This is a genomic window from Andreprevotia lacus DSM 23236, from assembly GCF_900176275.1.
GTDB classification, from domain to species: domain Bacteria; phylum Pseudomonadota; class Gammaproteobacteria; order Burkholderiales; family Chitinibacteraceae; genus Andreprevotia; species Andreprevotia lacus.
This window is the reverse complement of sequence record NZ_FWXD01000051.1, coordinates 1-13323: the sequence shown is the minus strand read 5'-3', so window position 1 is coordinate 13323 and position 13323 is coordinate 1. Positions and strand designations below refer to the sequence as shown.

Annotated in this window: 3 protein-coding genes; all 3 read left to right on the top strand. The window is 61.9% G+C overall.

The features are described 5' to 3' along the window. A partial coding sequence (locus B9A19_RS21195) for a non-ribosomal peptide synthetase (protein ID WP_139799040.1) occupies positions 1-7066 on the top strand: 7066 nt, incomplete at its 5' end. A 52-nt stretch (positions 7067-7118) separates the two neighbouring features. Next, positions 7119-8021: a TauD/TfdA family dioxygenase gene (locus tag B9A19_RS21190; RefSeq protein WP_084093145.1), complete on the top strand. Its 903-nt coding sequence runs from the start codon at positions 7119-7121 to the stop codon at positions 8019-8021. A gap of 66 nt (positions 8022-8087) precedes the next feature. Beyond that, a partial coding sequence (locus tag B9A19_RS21185) for a non-ribosomal peptide synthetase (protein WP_139799039.1) occupies positions 8088-13323 on the top strand: 5236 nt, incomplete at its 3' end.

Here is a 13323-nt window from a genome sequence, read left to right as displayed (position 1 = left end):
CATTGACTATCTGGGCCGCAGTGATCAGCAGGTCAAGCTGCGTGGTTTCCGCATCGAGCTGGGCGAGATTGAAGCCACCTTGCTGCAACAGCCGGCGATTCGGGATGCGGTGGTGGTGGCCCGTCAGGCCGACGAGGACACCCGGCTGGTGGCTTATCTGGTGGCGCAGCCGGAACAGGCCATGCCGGATGGCGATGCCTTGCGGAGCATCCTGTTGCGCAGCCTGCCGGACTATATGGTGCCGGCGTATTTCATCGAACTGGAACAACTGCCGTTGACCCCCAATGGCAAGGTGGACCGGCAGGCCTTGCCGGCACCGCAGCGGGAGGTGGATGAAGATCGCTATGTGGCGCCACGCACTGAAACTGAAGCGCGACTGGCGCAAATCTGGGCCGGGGTGCTCAAGCTGGATCGGGTGGGGGTGCATGACAACTTCTTTGCGCTGGGTGGGCATTCGCTGCTAGCCGTCGCGCTGATTGATGCCATGCGCCAGGCCGGTCTGCCTGCCGAGGTACGCAGTATTTTCACTCACCCGACGGTGGCCACCATGGTGCAGGCGTTGGGTGATACCGTACCGGCCTTGCAGATACCTCCCAACCTGATTCCGGCCGGGTGCAACTGCATCACGCCGGACATGCTGCCGCTGATCGATCTGGCGCAAAGCGCAATCGACGCGATCGCGGCTAGCGTGCCAGGCGGCATGGCCAATATCCAGGACATCTATCCGCTGGCGCCGCTGCAAGAGGGCATGCTGTTCCATCACCTGCTTGACGAAGCGGGTGATGCATATCTGGCGCAGCTGCAATTTGCCTTTGCCAGCCGTGCCTTGCTCGACAGCTTCATCGCAGCGTTGCAAACCGTGATTGCCCGGCACGATATCCTGCGCACAGCCGTGCACTGGCAGGAACTTGCCGAGCCGGTACAGGTGGTGCTGCGTACAGCCAGCCTGCCGGTGGAGTGGCTGGTGCTTGCGCCCGATGATGGCGATATCGCTGTACAACTTGGTACGCGTTACGACCCGCGCAGCTACCGCCTGAACGTCAGCCATGCGCCGATGATGCAGGCCTTCGTGGCCGAAGACACCGAGCATGGGCGCTGGGTGTTGCATCTGTTGCAACACCACCTGATCGACGACAATCTCACACTGCAGCTGCTGTTCGACGAAGTACGTCGCATCATGCAGGGCGAACAGGATCAGCTGCCGCAAGCACTGCCGTTCCGCGACTTCATCGCACAGACGCGGCTGGGCACCAGCAATGCCGAGCATGAGGCCTTCTTTTGCCACATGCTGGCGGATGTCGACGAAACGACGGCACCATTTGGCGTGGTTGACGTGCTGGGCGACGGCAGTGATGTCAGTGAAACACGCCATGCATTGCCGCGTGCGCTGTCGCTGCGACTGCGCGAACAGGCCCGTAATCATCTCGTCAATACGGCCAGCCTGATGCATCTGGCCTGGGCGTTGGTACTGGCGCGCCTGGCCGGGCGTGATGACGTCGTGTTCGGCACGGTGTTGTTCGGCCGCATGCAAGGCGGCGGTGAGGCCGGCCGCATGATGGGCCCCTGCATCAACACCCTGCCCCTGCGACTGAACGTCGGCAACATCAGCCTGCGCGACGCGCTTGTTGGCACACACGACATGCTGGTGCAGTTGCTGCAGCACGAGCACGCGCCGCTGTCGCTGGCGCAACGTTGCAGCGGCATTGCCGCACCACAACCGCTGTTTACGTCGTTGATCAACTGCCGCCGCGTGCAGGCCGAAACCAACAGCCATACGCTGGATGGTTGCGAGATCATTCTTGCCGAAGAGCGTACCAATCTGCCCTTCGTGCTGTCGGTCGACGATGTCGGCGATGATCTGGTTTTGACTGCACAAATCGGCGCGGGCATTCCGGCGCAGCGCATTCACGACTATATGCATGCGGCATTGGCCGGCATTGCAGATGGCTTGCAGCGCGATGCCGGCATGCGGATCGTCACGCTGAATGTGCTACCCGAATACGAGCTGCAGCAACGCCGCAGCCGGACAACAACCCGCTCGTTTGCACTTTCCGATACAGCAACCCTGATCACCGGCTTCGAAGCCCAAGCCGCACGCACGCCGGAAAACACGGCCATTGCGTACGGGGCAGATACCCTGAGCTATGCAGCGCTGAACCGGCAGGCCAACCGCCTGGCGCACCAGTTGCGCGCCAGTGGTGTGGGACCAGACGTGCTCGTGGGGCTTTGTGCCGAGCGCTCGCCGGAGCTGTTGGTCGGCCTGCTGGCCATTCTCAAGGCGGGCGGCGCCTATCTGCCGCTGGATCCGGCATACCCGCAGGAACGCCTGGCCTACATGCTGGCCGATGCACAGCCACGGCTGGTGCTGACGCAGACGGCCGTGCGCGATGTACTGCCCGCGGAAACGAACATCATCAACCTCGACGATGCGGCGAGTGCCAGTGACGGCAATGCAGAAAACCCGGCGCAGCTGAACGGACCGGATCATCTGGCCTATGTGATCTACACCTCGGGCTCCACCGGCAAACCCAAGGGTGCGCTGCTGCCGCACCGCAATGTTCTGCGACTGTTTGCCGCGACGGAGCAATGGTTTGGCTTCAACGAAAACGATGTCTGGACCCTGTTCCATTCATTTGCATTCGATTTCTCGGTATGGGAAATCTGGGGCGCATGGCTGCATGGCGGCAAGCTGGTGGTGGTGCCGCAGGAAACGGCGCGTGATCCTGCACAACACCATGCGTTGCTGTTGCAGCAAGGCGTAACGGTACTGAACCAGACCCCGTCAGCCTTCCAGCAACTGGTACAGCTGAATGCAGCACCGTTGCCGGCACTGCGTTACGTGATCTTCGGCGGCGAGGCGCTCAACCACGCCGCGCTGGCGCCCTGGTTTGCCCGTCATGGTGACAAACAGCCCGCACTCGTCAACATGTATGGCATCACCGAGACCACGGTACATGTCACCTATCAGCCGTTGACGCAGCACGGCCAACAAGCCGCCGCCGTGGGTATCGCCATCCCTGATCTGGCTGCGCACTTGCTTGATGCCCATCTCAACCCGGTGCCAACCGGCGTGGCCGGTGAGCTGTACATTGCCGGTACCGGCCTTGCACGCGGCTATCTGGGCAGGGCCGAACTGACGGCAGAGCGCTTCATCCCCGATCCGTTCAGCGGCACCGGCGGGCGGCTCTATCGCACCGGCGATCTGGCGCGCTATCTGCCTGACGGTACGCTCGAATATCTGGGCCGCATTGATCATCAAGTAAAGCTGCGCGGCTTTCGCATCGAGCTGGGCGAGATCGAAGCAGCCTTGGCGGCACAGCCCGCCATCCGCGAAACGTTGGTGCTGCTGCGTGAAGACATGCCGGGCGATGCCCGCCTGGTGGCTTATCTCACGGCCGAGCATGTCATCGAGCCGGACTTGCTGCGCAAGCATCTGCGGCAAAACCTGCCCGATTACATGCTGCCGGCCCACTTCGTACAGCTGGATCAATTTCCGCTCACCGAAAACGGCAAGATCAACCGCAAGGCCCTGCCGGCGCCAGAGCGCAGCAGTACCGACAGTACCGCACCGCGCAACGAGCGCGAAGCCCGGCTGGCCGAAATCTGGGCTGCCGTACTGCGGCTCGAGCAGATCGGCATCCATGACAACTTCTTTGCGCTGGGCGGCCATTCGCTGCTGGCAGTCACGCTGGTCGACCAGCTGCGCAAGGCTGGCTGGCAATGTGATGTGAGGACCTTGTTCGCCGCGCCTACCATAGCCGACCTTGCCGCACTGCTGGCAGATGCCAGAGAGATGGCAGCAGACGTCGTTGTCCCACCAAACCTGATCACGGCAGGTGCCGAGCACATCACGCCAGACATGTTGCCGCTGGCCACACTCGGACAAGCCGATATTGAGCGCATCATTGCCTCCACGCCGGGCGGGGTTGCCAATGTGCAGGACATCTACCCGATGGCGCCCTTGCAACAAGGCATGCTGTTCCACTATCAGCTGGAGACGCAGGGCGATGCCTATCTGGTGAAGTTCCAGTTTGCCTTTGCCGACCGCGCCAGGCTGGATACCTTCCTGGCTGCGCTGCAGCAAGTCATCAACCGCCACGATATCTTGCGTACCGCCATCGTCTGGCAATCGCTGGATGAAGCCATGCAAGTGGTCTGGCGCAATGCCACCTTGCCAGTGGAACTGGCCACACTGGATGCAACAGACGGCGATATCGCGGTTCAGCTTGATCAACGCTACGATCCGCGCCGCGTGCGGCTTGATCTGTCGCAGGCCCCGCTGATGCGGGCGGTAATTGCACAAGACGAGGCGCAACATCGCTGGGTGCTGCACCTGCTGCAGCATCACATGATCGACGACAACCTGACCATGCAGTGGCTGTTTGCCGAGATTGCCCAGATCATCAATGGCCAACAGGCGCAGTTGCCGCCGGCACAACCATTCCGCAATTTCATTGCGCAGGCGCGATTTGGTGCAAGTGCGGCAGAGCACGAGGCATTCTTTGCCCGCACACTGGGCCATATCGATACGCCTACAGCCCCATATGACATCACCGAAGTACATGGCGATGGCAGCGATGTCGACGATGCACGGCTGATTTTGCCCGGTGCACTGTCGCAACGAATTATGCAAAGCGCCCGAACACACAAGGTCAGCTCTGCAGTACTCATGCATCTGGCATGGGCACTGGTGCTGGCCAGGACGACAGGCCGCAGGGAAGTGGTTTTCGGCACAGTGCTGTTTGGCCGCATGCAGGGCAGCGATGGCGCAGACCGGATCATGGGCCCTTGCATCAATACCTTGCCACTCTGCCTGCGGATAGACCATGCCGATGCAGCAACAGCGTTGCAAGCCACCCAGCAGGCGCTGGCCGGCCTGATGCAGCACGAGCATGCACCGCTGGCAATGGCACAGCGGGCCAGCGGCGTAGAACCGCCGCTGCCGCTGTTCACGGCGCTGCTCAACTGCCGCCGTACCCGCGGCACCGCAGAGCAACAGCCGCCCATGGACGGCATGTCGTTCATCGGCATGCAGGAGCGGACCAACCTGCCCTTTGTGATGGCAGTGGACGAATGGGGTGACGATTTCATGCTGTCGGCACAGACCGGCGCTGGTATTCCGGCGCAGCGGCTGTGCGACTACATGCAGCTTGCGCTGGAGCGGCTGCTGGATGCGCTGGCCACCGGCGCGCCGCTGTCGCGCATGGATTTGCTGCCTGCCGCCGAACGCCAGTTGCAGTTGCTCGACTGGAACCGCACTGCAGCAGACTACCCGGCACTGCCGATACACACACTGTTTGCGCAGCAAGCCCGGCAACACCCGAATGACATCGCTGCAGAGTTTGCCGGCAGCAGCCTGAGCTACGCCGAGCTGGACCGGCAAGCCAATCAACTGGCGCACGCGCTGCTGGCGCAGGGCGTCGGGGCCGAATCGCTGGTGGGGATCTGCGCCGAGCGCTCGTTTGAAGTACTGATCGGCACGCTGGCCATCCTCAAAGCGGGCGCGGCTTATCTGCCGCTGGATCCCGGCTTGCCGGTGCAGCGCCTGCGCTACCTGCTGGACGATGCAGCCCCCGCGCTGGTGCTCGCTGCCGGCCCAGCCTGGCCTGCACTGGGGCTGGATGACGTGCCGCAACTGGCACTGGAACCGGCGAGCTGGCAGGGCCAACCCATCGGTGCACCGGCGGTAGTGGTGTATCCGGATCAGCTCGCGTATGTGATGTACACCTCCGGGTCCACCGGGCAGCCCAAGGGCGTGGCAGTCAGCCACCGCAACGTGGTGCGACTGGTGCGCGGTGCGACTTATTACGATTTGCCGACGGGTGGGCGCATTCTGCATGTGGCTGCAATGACCTTCGATGCCAGCACCTTTGAATGGTGGGCGCCATTGTTGAACGGCGGCCGGGTGGCCATCGCGCCGGCTGGCCGGTTGACGCTGGCACAGCTAGGCAATTGCATTGCCGGCCAGGACATCACGCTGTTCCTGACCACAGCCTTGTTCCATCAGCTGGTGGAGCACGAGCTGCCGCAATTGCTGCAGGCCCGCCAGGTGCTGACCGGCGGCGAGGCGCTCTCGCCTGCCCATGCCAACACCTTTATCGCTGCCGGTGGCCGGTTGGTGAACTGCTATGGCCCTACCGAATGCACGACCTACTCGACCACGCATCCCATGCATGGCGACGTGCCCAGCCGCATTCCGATCGGCCGCCCCATCGCCAATGCACAGATGTATGTGCTGGATACACAACTCAACCCGGTACCGCAGGGTGTCGCTGGCGAGCTGTATATCGGTGGCGACGGGCTGGCGCGCGGTTATCTCAATCGGCCCGAGCTGACTGCCGAGCGCTTCATTCCCAATCCCTTCGGGCCGACTGGCACCCGGCTCTACCGCACGGGCGACCTGGTACGTTATCTGCCCAATGGCGATCTGGATTATCTGAGGCGGGCCGATCAGCAGGTGAAGTTGCGTGGTTTCCGCATCGAGCTGGGTGAAATCGAAGCAGCGCTGTTTGCGCTACCGGGCATCAGCAGCGCCGCCGTACTGGCGCGTGAGGATGAGCCGGGCGACAAGCGGCTGGTCGCTTACTGGGTGGCCGAAGCGGGTAGTGAACTCACGGATGCCGACCTGCGGGCACAACTGCAACTGCAACTGCCTGACTACATGGTACCGGCACGCTACATGCAGCTGGACAGCCTGCCCCTGATGCTGAATGGCAAGGTCGATCGCAAAGCACTGCCCGCGCCTCAACAGCTGGCAAGCGAAACCGACAGCTATGTCGCCCCGCGCACCGAGACCGAAGCAAAACTGGCAGCCATCTGGGCCGAGGTCTTGAAGCTGGATCGGGTGGGCGTGGACGACAACTTCTTTGCGCTGGGTGGCCATTCGCTGCTGGCCACGCAAATCATGTCGCGCACCCGGCGCGAGTTTGGCGTCGATATCCCGCTCGCCGTAATTTTTGAAACGCCGACCGTTGCAGCACTGGCGCAACGCTATGACGAACTGCAAACCCTGTTGCGCACGGATGTACTGCACGAAGACGATGATCTGGAAGAGGTCGAGTACTGATGCAGCAAGCCGCCAACCTGATCCCAGCAGGGCTCGATGCCCTGCAAGGTAAATGAAGATGCAAGTACAAATGCTGGGCGATGATTTCGCCGCCATGATTACTGCCAAACCCGGCCAGGCGCTGGGCGACGTTGCCGGCCCGCAGGCGCTTGCCAGCGTGCAGCAGCATGGCGCCCTGCTGTTGCGCGGCTTCGCCGGCGACCTCGCTACGTTTGAGCGCTTCACTCAGACGGTTGCCGCACGTTTCATTCATAACGGCAACGATAGCCGGGAAAGCCTGGGTGATGAGGGCAAGACTCGCTCGGTGACGCCGGGCAGCAATTTCGTCGGCCCGCACTCCGAGTTTTCCTATATGCCATTCAGGCCGGACGTGCTGTTCTTTTACTGCACTCGCCCGGCCAGCGATGGCGGCGCATCGCTGCTGTGGGACGGCATCCGGCTGTGGGATCAAATGCCGGAAAGCAGCAAGGCGCTGTTCATGAATCGCAGCATTCGCTACCAGTACCGGCAGGTCGAACTGCCGTTCTTCGCCCAGTTTTTCGGCACCAACGATGCCGACACGATACTGGCTGCGCTGCAGTCTGTCCCCGGCGCTGTCTGCACCCGGCATGGCGAGCATATCGACTTTGAATACAACGTGCCGGCGCAGGTATACCGCAGCATCGATGGCGCCCAGGCCTTTTCCAACAGCATTGCCGTGTTCCCGCAAACCGGCTTTGACGATGCCTCGCTGCTGGACCCGGCCATACGCGCCGATCTGCTCGATATCGCGCTCCGAAATACGGTGTCGATTGATCTGCAAGCCGGGGACGTGCTGATCGTCGACAACTGGCGGGCCATGCACGGCCGCGGTGCCTTCGACGACCCGCAGCGGCAAATCTGCATCCGCATGGGCTATTTCGCGAACGATGTCGTGCAGCCATTTTCGGCTGCATTGGAAGAAATCGAATACTGACAGAGGCCGCCGGGCCATGCCCGGCGCAGCCCGTGTGCATTGCACGAAGCAATCAAGGACGGACAGATGGACATCAAGGCATTCCTGCTCGAACTGCGCGATCTTGGCGTGACCTTTTCGGTGCAGAACGGCAAGTTGCGCAGCCAGAGCGCCAAAGGCGCGCTCACACCGGACATGCAGACGCGCATCCGCGATAACAAGGATGCCATCATTGCCTTCCTGAGCAACACCTTCGGACTGGAAACCGAGCGTGCGCCGCTGGTGCGCGTTTCGCGCGACCAACCCCTGCCGCTGTCACATGCGCAACACCGCCTGTGGTTTCTGGATCAGCTTGAACCGGGCAATCCGTTCTACAACATTCCCAACGCCATGCGTTTGTGCGGCAATCTGGATATTGACGCGCTGCAAAGCGCGCTGGATGAAATCGTGCGCCGCCATGAAACCCTGCGCACGCATTTCGCGCTTGTCGACGGGCAAGCCGTGCAGATCATTGGCAATGCGTTCAAGATCGCCCTGCCGCTGGTGGATCTGACCACGCTGTCGGCGCAACAGCGTGAAGACGAGGCTCGACAGCTGGCCGATGCAGAAGCCAGAGTGCCGTTCGATCTGGCAAGCGGCCCGCTGCTGCGCGCAAAACTGCTGCGTGTGGCGGCAGATGAGCACATTCTGCTGTATACGCTGCACCACATCGTGTCGGATGGCTGGTCGATGGGGGTGTTGTTCCGTGAACTGGCCGCGCTCTATCAGGCCCATCTGCTCGGGCAAGCATCACCCTTGCCCGAGCTGACCATCCAGTACGCCGATTTTGCGCAATGGCAACGCGAATGGCTGACCGGCGCAGTCCTGCAACAACAGGGCAATTACTGGCAGAAGCAGCTGGCCAACGCACCTGCGCTGCTGGCATTGCCCACGGATCGGCCGCGCCCGGTGGTGCAGGGCTATGCAGGCGCCACGCACGATTTCACCATCAATGCTGAAACCGGCACCGCGCTCAACACGCTGGCCCGCGATACGCAAAGCTCTTTGTTCATGGTGCTGGCTGCCGCGTTCAACGTGCTGCTGCAACGCTATAGCGGACAGCACGACATCTGCCTGGGTACACCGATTGCCAACCGCAACCGCGATGAAGTCGAACCGCTGATCGGTTTCTTCGTCAATTCGCTGGTATTGCGTACCGATCTGGAAGGCAATCCATCATTCAAGGCCCTGCTGCTGCAAGTACGGCAAACCACGCTGGATGCCTACGCCCATCAGGATCTGCCCTTCGATCAGGTCGTAGAGTTGCTCAAGCCCGAGCGCTCCACCAGCCATGCGCCGCTCTTCCAGGTGATGCTTGCGTTGCAGAACGCGCCAATGGATGCGCTGGACTTGCCCGGCCTTACGCTCAAGCCAGCCACTGCCAGCACTGCAACTGCCAAGCTCGACCTGCGTCTGGCCGTTTTCGAGCATGCCGGCACGCTGATGTGCTCAGTGGAGTACAAGACCGACCTGTTCGACAGCGCCACCATAGAGCGCTTGGGCCGCCATTTTACCTGCCTGTTAGCCGCCATTGCGGCTGATCCAGCCTGCCCCATCAACGCATTGCCGCTGCACACCCCGGCCGAGCGCGCGGCCACTATTGCAGCTTGGGATCAACTGCAACCTGGTTTCTCACAGATCAGCGATAACAACCTGCTGTTGCCGCTGGCTGCCAACAACGTACTGGACCTGTTCGAGCAAACCGCGCAGCAAACCCCCGTCCACCCGGCCGTGGAGTATGACGGCCGCCAGCTCGGCTATCGCGAGCTCGACCAACTGGCAAATCGCATCGCTGCATCGCTGGCTGCACAAGGCTGCCAGAGCGGGCAGATCGTCGGCCTGCTGCTGCAAGACCCGCTGGCTCACCTGATTGCCATGCTGGGGGTACTCAAAGCCGGAGCGATATTCGTTTCACTCAGCCCGTCCTATCCGCTGCAACGCTTGCGCGATATGGTGGACGTTGCAACACCGCAATGGCTGATCAGCCAACAAGCGCATGATGAACTGCGGCAGCAGCTTCATGCCGATGGCGAGAGCCCTGGCTGCCTGTTGCTCGACCAATACGGCAGCGCCATTATTGACGATGCGACCATACCCGCCTGGTCGCGCACACCCGTTGCGGCTGATGCACCCTGCTACATCTATTTCACATCTGGTTCTACCGGCAAGCCCAAGGCCGTGTTGGGGCAAACCCGCTCGCTGGCCCATTTCATCCAGTGGGAAATCGGTGAGTTCAACCTGAATACAAACAGCCGCATCAGTCAGCTCACCATCCCGACTTTCGATGTGTACCTGCGCGATGTCTTTGCTGCGCTCTGCGCAGGTGGCACGATCTGCATCCCCCCGACAGATACGGTGCTTGATGCTGCCGCGTTGCTGGGCTGGCTGGAGCAATCCCGCATTACACTGATGCACTCGGTGCCCACCCTGTTCCGCACGCTACTCGATAGCGGGCGGCTGGATGCGGACTGCCTGCCTGCGTTGCAACACGTACTGCTGGCGGGCGAAATGCTGCTGCCTGCCGATGCCAATCGCTGGATCAAGTTGTTTGGCGAGCGGGCCGGTCTGGTCAATCTCTACGGCCCAACCGAAACCACGCTGGCACGTTTTTTCCATCGACTGCCGTCAACACCGGTAGACACGAGCTATATCCCGGTGGGTCAGCCCATCGCCGGTGCGCAGGCCATCTTGCTCGACGAGCAACAGGCCCCCTGCTTTGCCGGCCAGATTGGCGAGATCCACATTCGCACGCCCTATCGCAGCCTGGGCTACTACGGCAATGACGATGCCACGCAAGCGGCTTTCATCCCCAACCCGCTCAGCCCGCACGCAGGCGACGTGCTCTACCGCACCGGCGACTTGGGCTGCATTACTGCAGATGGTCAATTTCGCGTGCTGGGGCGCAAGGACTTTCAGATCAAGGTGCGCGGCATGCGCATCGAGCCGGGCGAAATCGAAACCGTACTGGCCAGCTTGCTTGAAGTGCGCAGCGCGATCGTCACCGCACTGGAAGACGAACATGGCAGCAAGCGATTGGTAGCTTATGTCATTGCAACGATAGGTGGTTTGAACGCACAGACACTGAGCGTAAAACTGGCTGAGCGCTTGCCCGACTACATGGTGCCGCAACACATTGTGCTGCTTGATCGGCTGCCGCTCACCGCCAATGGCAAGGTAGATCGAAAGGCGCTGCCCAAGCCGGATCTGCACAACGCAGCACGAACCCATATTGCACCGCGCACGGCCAGCGAAGCCGCCGTCGCAGCGGTCTGGGCCGAGGTGCTGAAGCTTGATCGTGTCGGTGCAGAGGATGATTTTTTTGCTGCAGGCGGCCATTCGCTGCTGGCCACCCAGGTCATGTCGAAACTGCGCGCCGGTTTCAATATCGAGTTGCCGCTGCGTGCCCTTTTTGAGGCCCCGACGGTTGCCACACTGGCCGCCCGCATTGATGACGCCGTAGCCAGCCGGCGTGATGCTGCGCTGCCACCGCTGTTTGCACAGCTACGCCACCCTGGGCAGGAGCATGCCTTTCCGCTGTCCTTCAGCCAGCAGCGGTTGTGGTTCCTTGATCAGTTCGAGCGCAGTGCGGTCTACAACATTCCGTTCGCCATCCGGCTGCACGGTGCGCTGAACACAAATGCACTCAAGGCAGCGCTCAATGGCGTGATCGCGCGCCATGAAGGATTGCGCACCACCTTCGTCAGTCGCGATGAACAAGCGGTGCAGATCATCGCGCCACAGCTTGAACTGGATATAGAACAAGCCGACCTCAAAGCGCTGGATGAGGCGCAGCGCCCACAAGAAAGCAACGCGCTGCTGGAGGCGCATAGCCGCATCAACTTCGATCTGGGGCGCGGCCCGCTGCTGCGCGCATTGTTGATCAGTCTGGGCGAGCAAGAGCATATCCTCGCCATTACGCTACACCACATCGTGACCGACGGGTGGGCAACCGGCATTCTGGTCAGCGAGCTGGCCGCGCTCTACACCGCAGCGCTCTCCGGCGAGCCAGCCGTGCTGGCGCCGCTTTCACTGCAATATGCCGACTTTGCCCACTGGCAACGGCAGGCATTCAGCAGCGCAGCGCTGGAAGCGCAGCTGGCCTACTGGAAAGCGCAGCTTGCTGGTGCACCGGCCATGCTCACCCTGCCGACAGACCGGCAACGCCCTGTGGTGCAGACCTACAATGGCAGCATGGCGCATTTCACCATCCCGGCCGCGACCACTGCCGGCCTGCTCGCCTTGAGCCAGCAATACCGCGCCACACTATTCATGACCTTGCTGGCAGCCTTCAACCTCCTGCTGGCGCGCTACAGCGGCCAACATGATCTGTGCGTCGGCACGCCGATCGCCAACCGCAATCGGACCGAAGTCGAGCCGTTGATCGGCATTTTCATCAACACGCTGGTGCTGCGGGCACGGGTCGATCCGCAGGCCGCCTTCACCACGCTGCTGGAGCAGGTGCGTGAAACCACGCTGGGCGCTTACGAGCATCAGGACACCCCGTTCGAGCACTTGGTCGAGCTGCTGCGCCCAGAACGGCAAACCAGCTACTCGCCGCTATTCCAGGTGATGCTGGTCATGCAGAACAACCCGCGCAGCGTACTATCGTTTAGCGGGCTGACACTGGAAACCGTCCAGATCGAGCGGGCCACTTCCAAATTCGACCTCACGCTGAACGTGATGGAAGACGGTGAAGTTTTACAGGCGCTGTTCGAATACAACACCGATCTGTTCGACGAGACCACCATTGCCCGCATGGCCGGCCACTATGCCACCCTGCTCGATGGCATCGTGGCCACCCCAACCGCCCGCTGCGCCGACCTGCCCTGGTTGACGGCCGTCGAGCAGCAACAGCTGCTGCTGGACTGGAATGCCACAGCAGTTGCGCACGCATCGCCACCGGCCTTCCATCACCTGTTCGAACAACAGGTCGACGCCCAGCCGGCTGCCCCAGCACTGTTGCTGGGCGATGCCGTGCTGTCCTACGCCCAACTCGATGCCCGCGCCAATCAACTGGCACACGCTTTGCGCGCTGCCGGGGTCGGGCCCGATGTGTGTGTCGGGGTGTGCTTGTCGCGTTCCTTCGAGCTGGTGATTGCGCTGCTGGCCATCCTCAAGGCCGGCGGGGCGTATGTGCCGCTCGATCCGGCTTATCCGCCACAACGATTGGCGCACATGCTGGCCGATGCGTCTCCGCGGCTGGTGTTGGCCGAACAGGCACATGCTGATGTGTTGCGTGCCTACGCCGGGCCGGTGTGGCTGCTGGATGAGGCGAAGCGGCAGG

Coding starts and splice junctions, on each gene's coding strand:
- B9A19_RS21190 (WP_084093145.1), top strand. CDS start 7,119: ATGAAGATGCAAGTACAAATGCTGGGCGATGATTTCGCCGCCATGATT.